We start from the raw sequence: 18,372 nt of genomic DNA, 5'->3' as shown, positions 1-18,372 counted from the left end.
GCCTATTCCCCCTTTCCGATCTCAGAAAGGAACGCTGCCAACAGCCTGGCAGTTGCTTCACAGTCTGAAAGGTCCACCATTTCGATCGGTGTGTGCATATATTTCAGCGGCACAGAAAGAAGCCCCATCCGTACGCCGCCGCGCAGAACCCCGATAGCATCCGCGTTGGTGCCTGTTGCGCCGCCCATCACTTCGGTTTGATATGGGATCTGATTTTGCTGTGCCAATGTGACAAATCTCTGTGATAATTCCCGGTCCAGCGTCGGCGCCATGCCGATCATCGGCCCGGCCCCCATTTTTCCGCATTTGGTTTCATCAGCATCCGGGGTATGCGCAAAGGAAACATCCAGCGCCACAGCAATGTCCGGCTTCAATTGATATCCGGCGATCATGGCGCCCCGCTCCCCAGTTTCCTCTTGGGCGGAAAACATGACGGACAGCCCGCAGGACAAATCCTGCCCTTTCAACAGTTCCAAAGTACGGAGGATCACCGCCACACAGCTCCGGTCATCCAATGATTTGGAGGCGATCCGGCTGCCTAACAAGGAATGGAAGCCGGATTTTATCGTGACCCGATCCCCCAAGGCAACTACCTTTTTCACCTCGTCCCGGGTAAGTCCTACGTCAATTAAAATCTGCTCGATCTCCGACACCTTGCCGCTGTCGTCCCCGGCAGTCAAATGCGGCGGCATTGCCGCAACCACACCGTGCAGTTCCTGCCGGCCGTGGACGATCACTTCCTGTCCCAGCACCAGCCGGCGGTCCACCCCGCCGCAGGCGGAAACCTTTAAAAAACCATGCGTATCCACATAGGTGACGATCATCCCGATCTCGTCAATATGTGCGTCCAGCACCACGGCAGGCTGCCCTTCTTTGGCAAGGCGCACCACGCCGTAAACATTGTGAAACGGGTCTATTTCCGCATTGGGCGCATATTCTTTCAATAAATTCAGTGCGGCCGCCGCTGCGGAATGTTCCTGTCCCGAAACACCGACAGCCCCGCACAGGGTTTCTATTGTCTGTAGCAATTCCATTTCTTTCTCCTTCTATTTCAGCGCGTTGACGATCCGTTTAAAATGCTGCCCCCGCTGTTCAAAATTCAGGTATAGATCAAAGCTGGCGCTTGCCGGGGAAAGGGTGACCACATCCCCTGCCTGAGCCGCTTTTCGAGCCGTCTCCACCGCCTCTTCCAAAGTCTGCGCGTGCAGGATCTTAAGCTTCTGCGGATCGTAGGCAGTATCCTCAGTCACCGCTTTTTCGATCTTCGGGGCAGTCGCGCCCAAAAGCACCAGCACTTTTACTTTTTCATTGATATAAGGCGCCAAAGGCTCGTAGGGGATCTTTTTGTCATACCCGCCCGCAATGACGATCAGCTTCTGGTCAAACGCTTTCAGCCCCGCGATCGTCCGGGTCGGGCTGGTGGCGATGCTGTCGTTGTAGTAGCGAACCCCATCAAGCGTGCGCACTAGTTCGATCCGGTGTTCCACCCCGCCGAACTCCATCGCTACCTTCTTGATCGTCTGTGCCGACACATCAGCCCCAACTGCGCTGATGGCAGTCAGGTAATTTTCCACGTTGTGCATTCCGGGGAGTTTGATCTCCTCCTTGTGAAGAAGCTTTTCTTCTTTTCCTTGAATCACCCGGACTAACGTGCCATCCTCTGCCAAATAAGCGCCGTTCTTGACCGGCTGGGTGCGGGAAAAGAAGCCCAGTTCCCCACGTACCCGGACGGAAAAACCTTTTGTGATCTGGTTGTCCAAATTCAATACCGTTCTGGAAAATGCGTTTTGATGGCAGAAAATATTGGTTTTCGCCTCAATGTATTCTTCCATGGTCCCATGTACGTCCAAATGGTTCGGCGCGACGTTGGTCACCACCGCCACATCGGGCGACTGCCGCATAGAAATCAGCTGGAAGCTGGATAGCTCCACCACGGCGACATCCTCCGGGGAGATGCTCTCGATCTCCGGCAGCAGGGCTTTCCCGATATTCCCGCCCAGATGAACGGTTTTCCCCTCCGCCTTTAAAAATTCACTGATCAGCGTGGTAGTAGTCGTCTTCCCATCCGAGCCGGTGACCGCATAGATCTTGCAGGGGCACAGGTCAAAAAACACTTCCATCTCCGAGGTGACCACCTTGCCGTTTTCCCTTGCCTTGGTCAGCTCGGGATGATAAAAATACATCCCGGGAGTCCGGAAAATAATGTCCGCTTCTTCAAAGGCGTCTGTATAGCGATCTCCTAAAGAAAACCTTGCTCCCTTCTGCTTCAGGGCTTCATAGTTTTCCCTGTAGCTTTCCAAAAGCTGTTCTTCGGTCCGCTTATCACAGACAATGACATCCAGTCCTTTGCGGATCAGCAGGCAGATCAGGTCAAAATGGCTTACCCCCATCCCCACGACCGCGATCCTTTTATTTTGTAACTGTGCAAAAAAACCGGCAGTATCTTTGCGCATCTTCTCATCTCCTATTATTTGTTTCCTGTTGGAAAACAAGAATTCACTAATATTTTATTATACTTTTTTTGCCTTTATTTATCAATCTTTTCCGGGAAAAATTTGAAATTATTTCGCTTTTTGATCCCTTTATTTTCACATCTTTGTAAAATCTCTAAAATTTCATCACCATATTTCACCAGAATAAAGTGAAAACAGAAAATTTCTGCACAGAACCCTCTCATTACTTGTCAAACTGTTCCAATAATGATAAAATTATTTCTAGTTATAAGAAGAAAGAACTTTGTCTGAAAAGGAGTTGTCCTGATTGAGCTGCCGTTACGAGATCCCAAAATCATACACCAACAAGCTTTCGATCCTTGACACCGAGATCGCTATCAAGCTGGTAAAGGATACCTTTGAAAAAAAGCTGGCGGAAAACCTGAATCTTACCCGCGTATCCGCCCCGCTTTTTGTCCGGCCGGAAAGCGGTTTGAACGACGACCTCAACGGTGTGGAACGCCCGGTGCGTTTTGATGTTCCAGATGCTGAGTGCGAGGTGGAAATCGTCCATTCTCTGGCAAAGTGGAAACGCCAGGCGCTGAAGCGCTACCGCTTTTTTCCTGACAGCGGGCTGTACACCGATATGAACGCCATCCGTCGTGATGAGATCCTGGATAATCTTCATTCTGTTTATGTGGACCAGTGGGACTGGGAAAAAATTATTACCCGGGAAACCCGTAATGCGGAAACTTTAAAACACACTGTCCGCCAGATCGTAAAGGCGATCAAAAGGACACAGGACCGTCTGGCTGAAACCTTCCCTCAGATCAAAAGCTTCATTTCTACAGACGTCACTTTTTTAACGACCCAAGAACTGGAGGACCGTTACCCTGACCTGACTCCAAAGCAGCGTGAGGATGCTGTCTGCAAAGAACATAAGACCGTCTTTTTAATGCAGATCGGCGATGTGCTCAAAAGCGGTGAAAAGCATGACGGCCGCGCCCCTGATTATGATGACTGGACCTTAAACGGCGACCTGTTGATCTGGTATCCGGTCCTAGAACGTTCTATTGAACTGAGCTCCATGGGGATCCGTGTAGATACCGAGGCCCTGGAAAGCCAGCTGAAAAAAGCAGGCTGCGAAGAACGGAAAGACCTTCCGTTCCACCGACAGCTGTTAAACGGCGACCTTCCGCTGACGATGGGCGGTGGGATCGGCCAGTCCCGGCTTTGCATGGTTCTGCTGCAAAAGGCACATATCGGGGAAGTTCAGGCTTCCATCTGGCAGGACGAAATGATCGCTGCCTGCGAAGAACATGGCATTACCCTACTGTAAATAAAATAACCCATCCCTGTTTTTAAGTACCAAGGAGTAATTTATGAGCTTTGATTTTTCACAATTTGGCTGCAACGTGTTCAGCGACACCGTGATGCGGGATAAACTTCCTAAAAGCACTTACAAGGAACTAAAAAAATCCATTGATTCCGGCAAGCCGCTTCGCGCCGACGTTGCGGAGATCGTTGCCGAAGCAATGAAAGACTGGGCCGTGGAAAAGGGGGCTACCCATTTTACCCACTGGTTCCAGCCGATGACGAATATCACCGCCGGGAAATTAGACAGCTTTATCTCCCCCACCCCAGACGGAAAAATCATTCTGGAATTTTCCGGAAAAGAACTGATCAAGGGGGAACCGGACGCTTCCAGCTTTCCGAACGGTGGGCTGAGAAATACCTTTGAAGCGCGCGGCTATACCATGTGGGACTGCACCTCCCCCGCCTTTATCAGGGATCACACCCTGTATATTCCCACCGCCTTCTGTTCTTATACCGGGGAAGCGCTTGATACCAAGACCCCGCTTCTGCGCTCCATGGAGGTCATCTCCAACGAAGCGATGCGCCTGCTGCATGCATTTGGAAATACTACTTCCAAAAGGGTGCTGGTAACTGTCGGTGCAGAACAGGAATATTTTTTGGTAGACCGTAAAGCCTATGAAAAACGCCTGGACCTAAAGATCTGCGGCAGGACCCTGCTGGGCGCTAAACCGCCGAAGGGTCAGGAAATGGAAGACCATTACTTTGGCCGCATCCGTATCCGTATCGCAGACTACATGCACCAGCTTGACGAAGAACTGTGGAAGCTTGGGGTCACTGCAAAAACCAAGCATAATGAGGTAGCACCGGCACAGCATGAGCTTGCCCCGATTTTTGATTCGGTCAATATCGCGTGCGACCATAACCAGCTCACCATGGAACTGATGCGGGTGATCGCCAAGAAAAACGGCCTTGCCTGCCTGCTCCACGAAAAACCGTTTGCGCACATCAACGGCTCTGGCAAGCACAATAACTGGTCTTTATGTACAGACGACGGGATCAACCTCTTTGAGCCGGGGAAAAACCCCTATGAAAATATTCAGTTTTTAACCTTTTTATGTGCGGTCATCACCGCTGTTGATGAATACGCCGACCTCATCCGTCTATCGGCCGCCATCGCCGGAAACGATTACCGTCTTGGCGCCAATGAAGCGCCGCCGGCGATCATCTCAGTATTCTTGGGTGAACAGCTGACCTCTATTTTAAAACAAATCGCGGACGGGGAAAAACCACACAACCAAATGGAATCTGCGTTCCTGCAAATGGGGGTCGAGACCCTGCCTAAGCTGAAAAAGGATGACAGCGACCGCAACCGCACCTCCCCATTCGCATTTACCGGAAATAAGTTTGAGTTCCGCATGGTCGGCTCTTCCGCATCGATCGCCTGTGCAAATTTTGTGTTAAACACCATTGTAGCCGACGTTCTGTCCCGGTTTACCGACCGTTTGGAGCATACCAAGGACTTTGACGGGGAGATCCACCGCATTATCAAAGATACCATGGAGCAGCACGGCCGTATCATTTTTAACGGCAACAACTATACGCAGGAGTGGGTGGAAGAGGCTGCCCGCCGCGGCCTGCCGAATTTAAGCAATACCGTAGACGCCGCCTCGGCTTACCTGAACCCCAAAAATATTGATGTTCTCAGCCGCCACCATGTCCTAAGCGAAGTGGAGTGCCACTCCCGGTATGAGGTCCTGCTGGAAAATTACAGCCATATCATCGTGATCGAGGCCAACACCCTTCTGGAGATGATCCACAAGCTGGTGATCCCCGCCACGATCGAATACATCGGCATGATCTCTGACAGCTTTTTAAAGCTGAAAGAGGCCGGCCTGCATAATCAAAGCATGGAAAAAATTTTAACTTCCCTATCCGAATTATTGGACGGCACCTCCAGCCTGACAGAAACGCTGGAACAGCTTGTTGCGCAGGTGCCGCACACCAATTCTTTAGAAGCCGCAGGGTTCTGCCGCGACCAGATCCGTCCAAAAATGGAAGAGATCCGTTTACTGGTAGATAAGATCGAAGTGCTGACTGACAAGAAAAAATGGCCGATGCCAAGCTACACCGACCTGCTCCACAGAATATAGTAAAACAGTCCGCCGGAAAATTCCGGCGGACTGTTTTTACGCCCAGATAAAATTCTTTTTATCGGCGCCGATCTCAAAATGATATTTGACGATACCAAGGTCTATTTTGCTGTAAAACCCCATTCCAGCCTTTGCGGTCACCCTGTTTTCCCCGTCAAGCTTCAGGTAAAACTTTTGTTGGTTCACCGCGGTAGGTGCCAGCAAAGCCAGTTCCACGCCGTTTTGAAACCATTTAGGCGAATCTTCTGCGGCATTGCTCACCGCTTCTATGGACTTTGTTTTGTGGGCTGTTCCCTGCGTTTCCCCGTATCCCAAAGCGATCACGGCCACCAGCCTTTCTCCCTTGCGGACAACAAACGCCCCGGGCACCTTTTTATAGGTCATCGCGGCCCAGCAGGTATTTAGCCCCAGCTGCTGGGCGTTCAGCACCAGCCGTTCGCCGTAATAGCCGCATAATTCCTCCAGATGTTTCCCTTTTGTTCCAACCAACGCAATATAATTGGTAACTCCGCTGAAATTCCCATAATGCGCCATCAGGCTGCGAAACGCATTTGGCTCCCCGGTCACAAGCTGGAGATGCAGGCCGCTTTTCTGATTACAGGCGTTTATCTCTTCCTGCAAAGCAGAAAGCTTTTCTGCTTCTATGGGCTTTTTCTGATACCGGCGCACACTGTGGCGGTTTTTGACGGCTTCAATCAGCTCCATGGCTGTTCCCTCCTCATTGCTCCCTCTGTCCGGTAGAGATTCCATAATCATGTAAGGCCAATGCAGAAAGCGGCAGGATTTTATTCCCGCCGCCTCAAGCTGTTAACATTCATAATCCACCGCAACGCTTGCCGAACGCACGGCATGCATATGTTTTTTCACAACGCCGACATGGTACGGGTGGCTTTGGTAAGCCTCCATGTCCTCCCGGCTGTCGAGCAGGACTTCTAAAATCAGGTCATAGGAACGCTCCGAATGGAGGAAATCTATCCCCACCTGAATGTCCCTGATCTGTTCCACCTGCCCTTTCATGGACATTAAAACCTCCCGCGCTTTTTCACATTCTGCCGCAGAATTGTCTTTCAGCTTAAAACAAACGATGTGCTTGATCATGTCCTTTTCTCCTTATCTTCCCGTTATAATAGTTCCTGATTATAATGAGCGCGCTCCCCGCCTACAAATTTAGGCCTTGTCCGCGCGCAGATGATCGGCGCTTCCCCGATGTTCCGAACAGACAGCCTTACCGGTACTGCCACCCGTTTCAGGTGCATCCCGATCAGGGTGCCGCCGATGTCAATGCCGCATACCGCCCGGACTTCTTCTACTACGACCGGATGCGCAAAATGTGCATAGGCAGTTGTAGCAAAAGAACCGCCCGCTTTCATCTGGGGGACCACATTGACTGGTTCCAGCCCCAATTTTTCCGCCGCCTCTTCTTCTATAACAATACAGCGGTTTAAATGCTCACAGCACTGCGCCGCTAAAAACAGCCCCTTTTCCTGCAATGCCGGGGCAATCCCCTGATAAATCGCTTCCGCCAGTTCCATGCTGGAATGGGTGCCAATCTTTTTTCCCCCAACCTCACTGCTGGAACAGCCCACTACCACGATTTCTCCTTGTTTGGGATCGGCCATTTCCAATAGCTCTTTCATTGCCTGCGCCGCCTGTTGTTTGATCTGATCTAACATGTTTCCGCCTCGTTTCCCTGATTTCAAGATTATTGTATCACAAATCGGCCGCTTCATCAACTTTTTCCTATCATGTTCTTTTTTGATCATTTTAACAGCAAATTTTGATTATTTCTGCTTATTTTCCAAGTTAACGCAGACCACTTTACATGAAAAATCCTTTGCAGTATACTAAAAGCAAAGATCAAGAAAAAGGAGTTGCATGCACATGGCTAACAGAATGGTTTTAAACGAAACAAGCTATATCGGCGCTGGCGCGATCGCTTCTATTGTGGAAGAAGCGAAAAACCGCGGTTTTTCCAAGGCATTGGTCGTTACTGACAAAGACCTGGTAAAATTCCAGGTTGCTTCCAAAGTCACTGACCTGCTGGATCAAAACGGGTTGGCTTATGAGGTTTACGATTCGGTCAAGGCAAACCCAACCGTTGCAATCGTAAAAGACGGACTGAACAAATTCAAAGCGTGCGGTGCGGATTATTTGATCGCGATCGGCGGCGGTTCTCCGATCGACACCACCAAGGCGATCGGGATCATTGCGGCGAATCCGGAATATGCCGATGTCGTCAGCCTGGAAGGCGCTGTCAACACCCCGAACAAGTCTGTCCCGATCTTTGCAGTTCCCACCACTGCGGGCACTGCCGCTGAGGTGACCATCAACTATGTTATCACCGACGAAGAGAAAAAACGGAAATTTGTCTGTGTAGACCCGCATGATATCCCTGTCGTTGCTTTTGTGGACAGCGATATGATGAGCTCTATGCCAAAGGGGCTGACCGCCGCCACCGGTATGGACGCCTTGACCCATGCGATCGAAGGATATACCACCAAGGCCGCTTGGGAACTGACCGACATGATGCACTTAAAGGCCATTGAGATCATCTCCCGTTCCCTGCGTGCGGCAGTAGCCGGGGAAAAATCGGGCCGGGAAGATATGGCTTTGGGCCAGTACGTTGCCGGTATGGGCTTCTCTAACGTGGGTTTGGGGATCGTCCATGCAATGGCTCACCCGCTGGGCGCTTTTTATGATACCCCGCACGGCGTTGCCAATGCAGTGATCCTGCCCTATGTTATGGAATACAATGCTTCCGCGACCGGGGAAAAATACCGTGAAATCGCGCGGGCAATGGGCGTTTCCAATGTTGACGGTATGTCTCAGGAAGAATACCGGAAAGCCGCGATCGACGCAGTAAAACAGCTTTCTGAAGACGTCGGTATTCCAAAAACGCTCCGAGAAATCGGCGTCAAGGAAGAAGACCTGCCGGCTCTGGCTGAATCCGCCTTTGCCGACGCCTGCGCGCCGGGAAATCCGAAAGACGCTTCTGTGGAAGACCTGCTGAACCTCTACAAATCTATCTATTAACTTTTATTCCAAAAAGCCCCTCTGTCAGAGGGGCTTTTTGCTTGCCAGCGGGTTTTAGGTGTGCTATACTGGATGAAACACATCTTGTCCAGAAAGGGAATGATGCAGATGAAACGCGCTTTGATCGTAGTAGATTATCAAAATGATTTTGTGACAGGAGCCTTGGGATTTTCCAAAGCAAAGGAAATTGAACAGGCTGTTGTTGATAAAATCAAAAAATATCTCCATAATAATGAGGACCTGATCTTTACCTTTGACACCCACGGCGAAGATTACCTTGATACGCACGAGGGGAAACATCTGCCCGTGCCCCATTGCTTAAAAGGAACGTCAGGCTGGCAGCTTTGCGAAGCTTTGACGCCCTTTTTGGAAAAAGCGGCGGCGTGTTTTGAAAAGCCGACCTTCGGTTCCTTAGAACTGGCAAATTATCTGCAAGCGCAGGGCTATGACGAGGTGGAGCTTTGCGGCGTTGTTTCCCATATCTGTGTGATCTCCAATGCGGTTTTGTCAAAGGCGGCGCTCCCGCAGGCAAAGATCATCATTGACGCCAACTGTACTGCCGGGCTTTCCGATGACATGCACCAGAAAGCGCTGGACTTGATGGAAGGACTATACATGACGGTCACAAACCGTTCAAACTAGAAAAGAGGATTCGGCAATGAAAGAACCAAATTATACACTGCTGTGCGACTATTATGAATTGACCATGGGAAACGGCTATTTTGAGGCCGGCATGGCAGACCAGATCACCTATTTTGATATTTTTTTCCGTCAGGTACCGGATCACGGCGGCTTTGCGATCGCGGCCGGATTGGAACAGGCGATCGAATACATTGAAAATCTGCATTTTTCGGAGGAGGATATCGCCTTTTTGCGAAACAAGGGGATCTTCTCCGAAGAATTTTTGTCCTACTTAAAGCACTTCCAGTTCAGCGGGGATGTCTGGGCAGTGCCTGAGGGGACGCCAATTTTTCCCGGCGAGCCGATCCTGACCGTGCGCGCCCCAGCCATTGAAGCACAGCTTTTAGAAACCTTTTTACTGCTGACACTCAACCACCAGTCCCTCATTGCGACAAAAGCTAACCGCATCGTACGGGCGGCCAACGGCAGGGTGGTACTGGAATTTGGCTCCCGGCGCGCGCAGGGGCCAGACGGCGCGGTGCTTGGCGCAAGGGCCGCGTATATAGCGGGCTGTGCCGGCACAGCCTGTACTTTGACCGACCAGCTTTACGGCGTACCGGCCGGCGGCACGATGGCACATGCCTGGATCCAGATGTTTGACGATGAATACACGGCGTTTAAAACCTACTGCGAGCTGTACCCGGACAACGCTACTCTATTGGTCGATACCTATAACGTATTAAAAAGCGGGATCCCTAATGCGATCCGTGCATTCCGTGAAGTACTGCTGCCTAAGGGAATCACCAAATGCGGCATCCGCTTGGATTCCGGCGATATTACCTACCTGTCCAAAAAGGCACGGAAGATGCTGGATGAGGCAGGATTCCCACAATGCCAGATTGTCGCCTCCAACTCTCTGGACGAAATGATCATCCGGGATATTTTGATGCAGGGCGCTCAGGTGGATTTATTCGGAGTTGGAGAGCGGCTGATCACCTCAAAAAGCGATCCGGTGTTCGGCGGGGTATACAAGCTTGCCGCAGTTGAAAATGAACAGGGAGAGATCATCCCAAAAATCAAACTGAGTGAAAATGTTTCCAAGATCACCAACCCCCATTTTAAAAAGGTATACCGCTTGTTTGAAAACCAGACCGGAAAGGCGTTTGCCGACCTGATCTGTGTACACGACGAGGTAGTTGACGACACCCAGCCCATTGAGCTGTTTGATCCAGACTACACATGGAAACGAAAGACCTTTACTGATTTTACTGCAAAGGAGCTGCTGGTGCCTGTGTTTTCTCACGGCGAACGGGTTTACCCCAAGTTTTCCACCGAAGAGATCAAGCGGTACTGTGCTGAACAATTAGATCTTTTATGGGACGAAGTGAAACGGTTTGAGAACCCGCACAATTATTATGTGGACCTGTCACAGAAATTATGGGATATCAAACACCAGCTGTTAAACGAAAAGAAAAACTAGTAAAAAAGCTGTATGGCAAATTCGCCATACAGCTTTTTTTATTGTTTATAATGCTTTTTGCGCTGATTCAAGCACCTTTTGCGCTACCGGGATCGCAACGCTGCTGGCACTGCCGCTGTGTTCCACCACTACAACAAAAGCAAGCGGAACGGATTCATCGGCGGAAAAACCGACGAACCATGCATGCGGGCGGCCGTCATCCACCTCCGCAGTACCAGTTTTGGCACAAATTTTCAGGTTTCCGAATTTAGAATCCCCGTACTCGCTTTCCACGTTGTTGCGCATCATGTCCTTTAACTGCGCGGCTGTATCCGCTGAAAGCATCCGGTCTTCCTTGGAACCTAAATTAACTTTATTCAGCAGCTTGGAGGAGCTGTCAATATAATAGGGTGTGACAGCCTGACCGCCGTTTGCGATCGCCCCCATGTAGATCAGGTACTGCATCGGGTTGACCATATCTGTATACTGCCCGATCCCCGCCCAGGCAAGCCCAACTTCATCCGCTTTGCTCAGGCCAAAATTCCCCTTAAAGGTTTTTGCCCCGCTCACCGTAAAGCTGGAGGTGACCCCGGCGTCAGCGGCGTGTTCTAATAAGGCTTCTTTTCCTACCTCATTGGCGATCGTGGCAAAAGCGGCGTTGCACGATTTGGCAAGCGCCTCGTCAAAAGAAATATTGCCATGATTGCCGGTACATTTGATCCATTCGCCGTTGATCTCGATCCCGCCCTTGCAGGTAAAGGTCTGCGTTTCAATGTCATCGATCGTGTCAATGGCCGCCGCCGCAGTGATCACCTTAAAAACAGAGCCCGGCGTATAAAGTCCATTCATAAACCGGTTGATATAAACGCCCTCGTAGTAATCGCTGGTTAGATCCGGCGGATCGTTTGGGTCATAGGAGGGCTTGCTGACCATACAAAGGATCTCCCCGGTCTTATAGTTGTATACTCCGACTGTTCCTTTATAGTCGCCAAGCGCCTTGTAAGCCGCCTTGCTGGTATCTGCGTCAATGGTCAGCTTCACGGTATTTCCGGCAGAAAACGGACTGTATACCCCGTTTAACAGGTCATAACCGATCAGCTTAGATTTTTGGGTCTTTAAAACCCCGGTTGTAATGTTATCCTGCAAATCCCCTACTAAATGCAGGGTGGCTTTTCTTAAAGTAGCATCCTCTGCGGCATAGGTAGTCCCATTTTGGTCTAAGGTTAAAAGTACTGTTCCGTCGGCAGAAACGACCGTTCCTTTCCCCGTGGGCACACCATTGTGATAAACGTCCTGATTAGCCGGATGCACTACCCATTTGCTTGCGTTTTTCCCATATTGGTAAAAGAACACGCCAAAACAGGCGGCAAAATAGAAGATCACTACGATCAAAATTTTTGCTCTGGTCCCGATCCGTTTCATCCGCGCACCACCCTTCTGGAAACACGCTCCGGTTCTTTGCGTGTTTTCCGCTTCATTTTAGGACGCGCATAATTCAGCGCCGCGGTAATAAAGCTTAAAAGCCCCCAGCTTGCCGCAATACTGGAACCGCCGTTGCTGATAAAAGGCAGAGTGACCCCCGTGATCGGTAAAATATCGGTCGCTCCAAAAATATTTAAAGAAGCCTGAAAAATAAAAATGGAGGCCGCCGTACAGGCCGCAATGATATGGTAGGAAGAATAGGTCGTTTTCCTGGAACGGATCGCCGCCAGCAGCAGCAAGACATAACAGCTGACTGCCAATACCGCGATCAAAAGCCCCCACTCCTCACACAAAATACCAAATACCAGATCCGTGTCCGAAGCAAAAACCTGCTTTAAAAAGCCGTTTCCGCCGCCGATCCCAAGCAGGCCGCCGCTTGACGCCGCCATCAGGGTGCGCGTCTGCTGGAAGCCAATCCCGTTGACATGCTCCCATACATGCCCCCAAGCGGCAAAACGGCTTACGATATATGGCTTAAAGGTCAAGATCAAAAGCCCGCCCATACCGGCGCAGACACAGGTCAAGATAATCGCGCGCAGGTCGCCGCTTGTCAAGAATACCATCACCAAAAAGGTAAAGAAGAAAATCAAGGCTGTCCCAAAGTCCCCCATTAAAAACAGCAAACCGATACAGCCGGATGCATATAAAATCAGCATCGTCAAATTTTTGGTGGTCAAAAGCCATTCCAATGTAGCGGCTCCCGCAAATACGAATAAAATCTTTACAAATTCAGAAGGCTGAACCGACACAAATCCCAAATTGATCCAGTTTTTCTGGCCGTTTAAAGTAGTTCCCATCACCAAGTTGACCGCCAGCAGTAAAATGGAGGCGACCGCCGCGTATCTTCTTAATTTCATCACCAAATTCAAATTCCGCAAAATGCCGCACAGCACGCAGAAGATCGCAAACCCCAGTAAAAATGCCAATAGTTCTTTGACCAGACTATAAGGGGCGGCGCTGGCTGTGGTGCAAAACCCAAGAGTCGTTAAAAAAAAGGCTAGGGCTTCGGCTGTGATTGTGCGTATCCCCAAAAGGTTGGCCGACACTTTATAGACCCACGGCAAGATCAGCAATACCACAAAACACACCGCCAACGCGGGACGGTACTTCTCGTCAAGGGTCAAAAACAACTGCAAAAACGCCAAAAGCTGAAACAGGGTCAGCGCCCCCAACGCCATATTGATAGAGCCCAGCTTTTTCGCCCTGCCGGTAAAACGCCGTGCCAGCTTTCCCCAATGGTATGCAAACCAGTTTTTTTGCTTTTCCATGTATTCCGGGCGCTGTTCGTACCGGGCAGGCGGCGTTAACGTCATATGCGCCCCCGCCATCACGATGTCATCGCCCATTTCGATTAAGGTATCCTGCTCCAATTCTTCCCCGTTGACAGAGATCCCCCCATTAGAATTCGTATCGCTGATCCGCCACAGCCCGTCATCTTCCATGGTAAGCACAGCATGCTGACGGGAAAGCACCTGCAGCGGGATTACCACGTCACAGGATTTTGACCTGCCGATCGTGGTTTCATAGTGGGTGATCGGAAGGCGGATCGCCCCTTCCTCTACATTCAAAACAGCCAATACTTTGGTATCCTCAGTCCGGTGATAGATACACCGTTTCAGTTGAACCCAAATAATCGCCGCATAAATCACAAAAAGATACCGGGCAATAACCAGATAATAGGTATTTAAAAATGTAATGATCTGTTCCATTCCCTCTCCCCTTTCGTCAGGTTTCTATTCGTAAGCCCTTTTTATTGTACGGGAACCTGTTGGAAAAATCAAGCGATTCCCGGTGAACTTTTCGTAAATCTGCTGGCGTGAAGGGCAGGATTGCCATGTACTTTGGGCACTGGATTTACACTTTTACAGTTTTTTTGTCAGATAAAGATAAGACTTTCAGAGAGAACTGTTTTAATGACCGGGAAATTGCATCCATTGCCATAGACCGGCCTTGCGGTGATCCGCCGCCGGGATGACAATAGAAGACAAATGGGCAATCGTTCCGGAAAATACCATATTTTCCAAGAAAGAAATCAAAGAGCAGGTCTATTTTCAGGAACATTTCTTTGATTTTATCGTGCAGTTATAAAAGAGGGGCAGGAAATCCCGCCCCTCTTTTTAGCTGTTTGGAAATTCTGTATACGGTACATCCATCGGTATGGTTACATTGATGTTTTCCAGCGTTAACGGCTGGTCGCCCTCCATGCTGTAGTAAATATCCAGCGAATCCGGATCGCCCCCGGCTTCAGTATCCACAAAATTTTCCTGCAAGGTTTTCTTGATGCTGTCCAGAATCGTTTGCGACAGTGTTTGTGCATCATACATAAAAAATGTTTCTTTCTGGTTTTCCGGCGGGCCGACAAATAAAGCAGAGGTTTTGGCAAAGGATACTGTCATTCCGCCCTTTCCAATCGTCACCTCGTCTGCAAGGCTCAAATCCCAGCCGGTTAATTCAGCGATCCCCTGTATCAACATTTCCGGCTTTAATTCCTCTTCATATTTAAAAGAAAATTCTTGGAAGGAATCTTTTGTTCCAATATATAACGTTGCCTCCTGCATCTGGGCCTGTGAGGAATTCCCCTGACTCTCTGCCGAAGAGGCAGTGGAAGAGGTTTGGTCTGATGAAGAGCCCTGCTCCTTCACTGGCGCCCCGCAGCCTGCCAAAGATGCTGCCATGATCACCAATATAGCTGCCATAGAAACAGCTGTTATCAATCGACGTTTCATTGCTTCTGCACTCCTTTCTTTGTCCCCCAGTATAACAGCTATTTGCAAATAAAATTCTTAAAATCTGCAAATATTGTATGAATGGAAAAAGAAATTTCGCTTCCTGCAAAATAAAGAGAGGAGCCTTAAAAAGCGGCACACCCATAAGGAAGTAATTGTATTACCGCAGGGCGGCATAGTCAAAAGGCTATGCCGTTCTGCTTTTTCTTTGCCTTTCAATGGTCTGCTTATCCTCGTCCTGTTCCAGTTCTCCGATAAAGTTCCAGACAATTTCTATCCGCTGTCTGCGGTGTCCGGTGGACTTGTCCGGCGCATGGACTATGATTTTCTTCACAAACTCATTGACGATAGTAGGTGTTAATTCCCGTATTCCCACATACTTGCGGATAACGGCGGCGAAGCTGTCAAAATCCGTTCTGTCCTGTTCGTAAGTATCAACGGCAGCTTGCTCTACCTTGACAAACTCTGTCAGTTCCTTTTGCTCCGCTTCATACTCTGCGGATAACTTCAAGAATCTTTCGTGGCTGATTGTGCCGTTAATATCGTCCTCGTAAATCCGCTTGAAAATACGGTCAAGTTCGGCAATCCGTTTCCTTGCCTGTTCCAGTTCTTTTTTCTGCCGCTTTACTGCCTTTTCTGTTTCCGTAAATCTCTGTTGATAGACCATGTTTTGGAAGTTCTGTATATCGTCAAAGAACATAGCTGTTACATCAAAAATCCTCTGCCGGACGAACAGCTTTAAGGTTTCTTCTCTGATAAAATGCGCGGAACAAGTACCTGTATTGCTCTTGTAGTTGGAGCAGACATAATGCTCTTGCTTGGGCGCAAAATTGTTTGTCGTGCAAAAGTACAGCTTTTCGCCGCAGTCAGCGCAATAAAGCAAGCCGGAAAATAAGCCTTGCCGTCTTGTCTTTGTGGGGCGGCGTTTGTTTGCTCTTAATTCCTGTACCCTCTCAAATACTTGTTCCTCGATAATAGCAGGTTGCGTATTGAGGAAAATCCGTTGATTTTCCGGCGCATTTTGCAGACGCTTTTTCAGTTTGTGGGATTTGGAATAGGTCTTGAAATTGACCGTACACCCTGTATATTCCGGGCGTTCTAAAATCCCCGCTATGGTTTTGAAATCCCACCGATAGAGATTATCCGGCATAGGCTTTCCGTCACGCTTTGCATAGTAGGCTTTGACTGTCAACACCTTGTCTGCTGTCAGCATTTTTGCTATCTGCATGGGTCCTTTTCCGGCAATACACAAATCAAAAACCCTCTTTACCACAGCGGCAGCTTCCTCGTCCACAATCCACACTTTCTTGTTGTCTGGGGATTTCATATATCCGTAGGGCGGATTGGTACAAAGATGTTCTCCGGCGTTGCCCTTTGCTCGCATGACCGCGCGGATTTTCTTGCTTGTATCGCGTGCGTAAAAATCATTGAACAGATTGCGGAAAGGGGTAAATTCGTTGTCGCCCTTGTCACTGTCTACTCCGTCATTGATTGCGATATAGCGAATATCACGCTCGGCAAAGAAACTTTCAGTGTAGTAGCCGACTTTCAGATAATCGCGCCCCATGCGGGACATATCCTTGACGATAACTGTCTTGACCTTTCCTGCTTCCGAAAGCCTTATCATTTCATTCCAGCCCGGTCTGTCAAATAATGAGGTGTGATAGCGATAGCGGCAAAAAGCTAATAAAATCAATGGTTTTGCGGACAGCGGATAGACAGGGAATGTGTTAAAAACTGAATACGCACACAAACGGCGTTACCTTAACCCCTTTGGGGGAGAAAGTAACGCCGTTTTTTTATGCCCGCAGGAAAGGAGGTGCAGCCGGAATGTATTTCACAAAGGGCAAGCAGCGGGCGTTTGAATTGCTCATGCAGCAGAAGCCGGGATTTGACCGCTATCAATCCGGTTGTGCCGGAGATGATGAAGATTGCGGCACTTGCCGTTTCTACCGCCCCGGGTGGAAATATGAGTTTTGCGTTTTCAAAGAGTGTCCCTATTGCCCCGGCAAAAGGACGCGGAAAACGCACGCCAGCATGGACAAATAGACGGGCAAAAGCCCTTGTGCCATGCGGCTTTGCAGACGCGAAAACGGCAAAGGGCATATTGCAATACCAAAACAGCCGAAAACGGCTTTCTAATTGTCCACGCATACCAAGAGAGGAAGTGAGGAAATATGGCAGTTTTCAGAGTGGAGCGAAATACGGGATATACCGTTATGAGCAACCACCACTTGCGAAACAAGGAATTGTCCTTAAAGGCAAAGGGCTTGTTGTCGCAAATGCTTTCGCTGCCCGAAGATTGGGATTATACCCTTGCGGGCTTATCCCATATCAACCGGGAGAAGATCGACGCAATCCGCGAAGCGGTAAAGGAACTCGAAAAAGCCGGATATATCGTGCGCAGCCGGGAGCGCGACGAAAAGGGACGCTTGCGGGGCGCAGATTACGTCATATACGAGCAGCCGCAGCCGCGAGAGCCGGAAGCAGCTACCAGCGGCGGACAGCCGCCTATATTGGATTTACCTACATTGGAAAATCCAACATTGGATAATCCAACGTTGGAAAAACCTACGCAGGAAAAACCTACGTTGGAAAATCCAACGCAATTAAATAAAGATATATTAAGTAAAGAACAATCAATTACTGATTTATCAAGTACCGATTCCATTCCTTTCCATTCCCTAAACCCCTTGCCCTTTGCGCATGGCGAAGCGGCTACGCCGCCGGAAAGGAAAAGAACGGAAGCGAAAAGCAATAGCGCAGTAGAGATTTACAGGGAGATTATCAAGGACAATATCGAATACGACCATCTCATTCAAAACTGCAAAATTGACAAAGACCGTTTGGACGAGATTGTTGACCTTATGCTGGAAACCGTCTGCACAGCCCGAAAGACAATCCGTATTGCCGGGGACGACTACCCCGCCGAATTGGTGAAATCCAAGTTTTTGAAGCTGAACAGCAGCCATATTGAGTTTGTTTTGGATTGCATGAGGGAGAACACAACCAAAGTGCGCAACATCAAGCAGTATCTAAAAGCGGTGCTGTTCAACGCGCCGAGTACCATTGACAGCTACTATACCGCCCTTGTCAATCACGACTTATACGGCGGCGAATGAGCATAGCCGCACTTTACCGGGAAAGGAGTT

16 protein-coding genes are annotated in these 18,372 nt (G+C 49.4%); 7 read left to right on the top strand and 9 right to left on the bottom strand.

What is annotated here, in order from left to right:
* Positions 1-2: 2 nt before the first annotated feature.
* Together CIB36_RS04545 and murD are read right to left on the bottom strand one after the other, a co-directional pair.
* On the bottom strand, positions 3-1,034 hold the full coding sequence (locus CIB36_RS04545; protein WP_093988357.1) for a M20/M25/M40 family metallo-hydrolase: 1,032 nt from the start codon (positions 1,032-1,034) through the stop codon (positions 3-5).
* A 12-nt stretch (positions 1,035-1,046) separates the two neighbouring features.
* A complete protein-coding gene (gene murD, locus CIB36_RS04540; protein WP_093988356.1) occupies positions 1,047-2,453 on the bottom strand; it encodes a UDP-N-acetylmuramoyl-L-alanine--D-glutamate ligase in 1,407 nt (468 codons plus the stop codon).
* 307 nt (positions 2,454-2,760) lie between these two features.
* Between murD and asnA the strand changes: the two genes are divergently transcribed.
* Positions 2,761-3,771 (top strand): aspartate--ammonia ligase, encoded by a 1,011-nt coding sequence (gene asnA, locus CIB36_RS04535; RefSeq protein ID WP_093988355.1) that lies wholly within the window; start codon positions 2,761-2,763, stop codon positions 3,769-3,771.
* A 43-nt stretch (positions 3,772-3,814) separates the two neighbouring features.
* Positions 3,815-5,899, top strand: a complete 2,085-nt coding sequence (locus CIB36_RS04530; protein WP_093988354.1) for a glutamine synthetase III family protein — start codon at positions 3,815-3,817, stop codon at positions 5,897-5,899.
* Between the two features lie 36 nt (positions 5,900-5,935).
* Here CIB36_RS04530 and CIB36_RS04525 read toward each other — a convergent pair whose 3' ends face one another.
* The 3 genes from CIB36_RS04525 to CIB36_RS04515 form a co-directional block, all read right to left on the bottom strand.
* Positions 5,936-6,604 (bottom strand): nitroreductase family protein, encoded by a 669-nt coding sequence (locus CIB36_RS04525; protein ID WP_093988353.1) that lies wholly within the window; start codon positions 6,602-6,604, stop codon positions 5,936-5,938.
* 102 nt (positions 6,605-6,706) lie between these two features.
* Positions 6,707-6,997, bottom strand: a complete 291-nt coding sequence (locus CIB36_RS04520; RefSeq protein ID WP_093988352.1) for a Dabb family protein — start codon at positions 6,995-6,997, stop codon at positions 6,707-6,709.
* 23 nt (positions 6,998-7,020) lie between these two features.
* On the bottom strand, positions 7,021-7,572 hold the full coding sequence (locus tag CIB36_RS04515; RefSeq protein ID WP_093988983.1) for a TIGR01440 family protein: 552 nt from the start codon (positions 7,570-7,572) through the stop codon (positions 7,021-7,023).
* 208 nt (positions 7,573-7,780) lie between these two features.
* Between CIB36_RS04515 and fucO the strand changes: the two genes are divergently transcribed.
* From fucO to CIB36_RS04500, 3 genes are all read left to right on the top strand, one after another.
* A complete protein-coding gene (fucO, locus tag CIB36_RS04510; RefSeq protein ID WP_093988351.1) occupies positions 7,781-8,932 on the top strand; it encodes a lactaldehyde reductase in 1,152 nt (383 codons plus the stop codon).
* Positions 8,933-9,004: 72 nt separating this feature from the next.
* Entirely contained in the window at positions 9,005-9,574 is a 570-nt protein-coding gene (locus CIB36_RS04505; protein ID WP_407657451.1) for a cysteine hydrolase family protein, read from the top strand.
* A gap of 16 nt (positions 9,575-9,590) precedes the next feature.
* Entirely contained in the window at positions 9,591-11,033 is a 1,443-nt protein-coding gene (locus CIB36_RS04500; RefSeq protein WP_093988350.1) for a nicotinate phosphoribosyltransferase, read from the top strand.
* 45 nt (positions 11,034-11,078) lie between these two features.
* On the opposite strand, the gene CIB36_RS04495 is transcribed toward CIB36_RS04500, so the two are convergent.
* The 4 genes from CIB36_RS04495 to CIB36_RS04480 all read right to left on the bottom strand — a co-directional run bounded on the left by CIB36_RS04495 (position 11,079) and on the right by CIB36_RS04480 (position 16,916).
* A complete protein-coding gene (locus CIB36_RS04495) occupies positions 11,079-12,434 on the bottom strand; it encodes a penicillin-binding transpeptidase domain-containing protein (RefSeq protein WP_093988349.1) in 1,356 nt (451 codons plus the stop codon).
* Entirely contained in the window at positions 12,431-14,203 is a 1,773-nt protein-coding gene (locus CIB36_RS04490) for an FtsW/RodA/SpoVE family cell cycle protein (protein ID WP_093988348.1), read from the bottom strand. Before CIB36_RS04490 ends, CIB36_RS04495 begins: the two co-directional genes overlap by 4 nt.
* Before the next feature lie 408 nt (positions 14,204-14,611).
* Positions 14,612-15,220, bottom strand: coding sequence for a hypothetical protein (locus CIB36_RS04485; RefSeq protein ID WP_093988347.1), 609 nt, complete (start codon positions 15,218-15,220; stop codon positions 14,612-14,614).
* Positions 15,221-15,407: 187 nt separating this feature from the next.
* Positions 15,408-16,916 (bottom strand): recombinase family protein, encoded by a 1,509-nt coding sequence (locus tag CIB36_RS04480; RefSeq protein ID WP_267872658.1) that lies wholly within the window; start codon positions 16,914-16,916, stop codon positions 15,408-15,410.
* Positions 16,917-17,050: 134 nt separating this feature from the next.
* Between CIB36_RS04480 and CIB36_RS04475 the strand changes: the two genes are divergently transcribed.
* Both CIB36_RS04475 and CIB36_RS04470 read left to right on the top strand, forming a co-directional pair.
* Positions 17,051-17,269: a hypothetical protein gene (locus CIB36_RS04475; protein WP_002604486.1), complete on the top strand. Its 219-nt coding sequence runs from the start codon at positions 17,051-17,053 to the stop codon at positions 17,267-17,269.
* A gap of 128 nt (positions 17,270-17,397) precedes the next feature.
* Positions 17,398-18,342: a DUF6017 domain-containing protein gene (locus tag CIB36_RS04470; RefSeq protein WP_002604485.1), complete on the top strand. Its 945-nt coding sequence runs from the start codon at positions 17,398-17,400 to the stop codon at positions 18,340-18,342.
* The last annotated feature ends 30 nt before the right edge of the window (positions 18,343-18,372 follow it).

Source organism: Massiliimalia timonensis, from assembly GCF_900186585.1.
GTDB lineage: Bacteria > Bacillota > Clostridia > Oscillospirales > Ruminococcaceae > Massiliimalia > Massiliimalia timonensis.
The sequence above is the reverse complement of the archived record's forward strand: the minus strand, read 5'-3'. Positions and strand labels throughout refer to the sequence as shown.

What these genes read in the sequence shown, in the direction of transcription:
- CIB36_RS04525 (WP_093988353.1), bottom strand. Translation starts at nt 6,604, where the DNA reads ATGGAGCTGATTGAAGCCGTCAAAAACCGCCACAGTGTGCGCCGGTAT.
- CIB36_RS04500 (WP_093988350.1), top strand. Translation starts at nt 9,591, where the DNA reads ATGAAAGAACCAAATTATACACTGCTGTGCGACTATTATGAATTGACC.
- CIB36_RS04495 (WP_093988349.1), bottom strand. Translation starts at nt 12,434, where the DNA reads ATGAAACGGATCGGGACCAGAGCAAAAATTTTGATCGTAGTGATCTTC.
- CIB36_RS04470 (WP_002604485.1), top strand. Translation starts at nt 17,398, where the DNA reads ATGGCAGTTTTCAGAGTGGAGCGAAATACGGGATATACCGTTATGAGC.
- CIB36_RS04545 (WP_093988357.1), bottom strand. Translation starts at nt 1,034, where the DNA reads ATGGAATTGCTACAGACAATAGAAACCCTGTGCGGGGCTGTCGGTGTT.
- CIB36_RS04530 (WP_093988354.1), top strand. Translation starts at nt 3,815, where the DNA reads ATGAGCTTTGATTTTTCACAATTTGGCTGCAACGTGTTCAGCGACACC.
- murD (WP_093988356.1), bottom strand. Translation starts at nt 2,453, where the DNA reads ATGCGCAAAGATACTGCCGGTTTTTTTGCACAGTTACAAAATAAAAGG.
- CIB36_RS04475 (WP_002604486.1), top strand. Translation starts at nt 17,051, where the DNA reads ATGTATTTCACAAAGGGCAAGCAGCGGGCGTTTGAATTGCTCATGCAG.
- fucO (WP_093988351.1), top strand. Translation starts at nt 7,781, where the DNA reads ATGGCTAACAGAATGGTTTTAAACGAAACAAGCTATATCGGCGCTGGC.
- CIB36_RS04520 (WP_093988352.1), bottom strand. Translation starts at nt 6,997, where the DNA reads ATGATCAAGCACATCGTTTGTTTTAAGCTGAAAGACAATTCTGCGGCA.
- CIB36_RS04515 (WP_093988983.1), bottom strand. Translation starts at nt 7,572, where the DNA reads ATGTTAGATCAGATCAAACAACAGGCGGCGCAGGCAATGAAAGAGCTA.
- CIB36_RS04485 (WP_093988347.1), bottom strand. Translation starts at nt 15,220, where the DNA reads ATGAAACGTCGATTGATAACAGCTGTTTCTATGGCAGCTATATTGGTG.
- CIB36_RS04490 (WP_093988348.1), bottom strand. Translation starts at nt 14,203, where the DNA reads ATGGAACAGATCATTACATTTTTAAATACCTATTATCTGGTTATTGCC.
- CIB36_RS04505 (WP_407657451.1), top strand. Translation starts at nt 9,005, where the DNA reads ATGAAACACATCTTGTCCAGAAAGGGAATGATGCAGATGAAACGCGCT.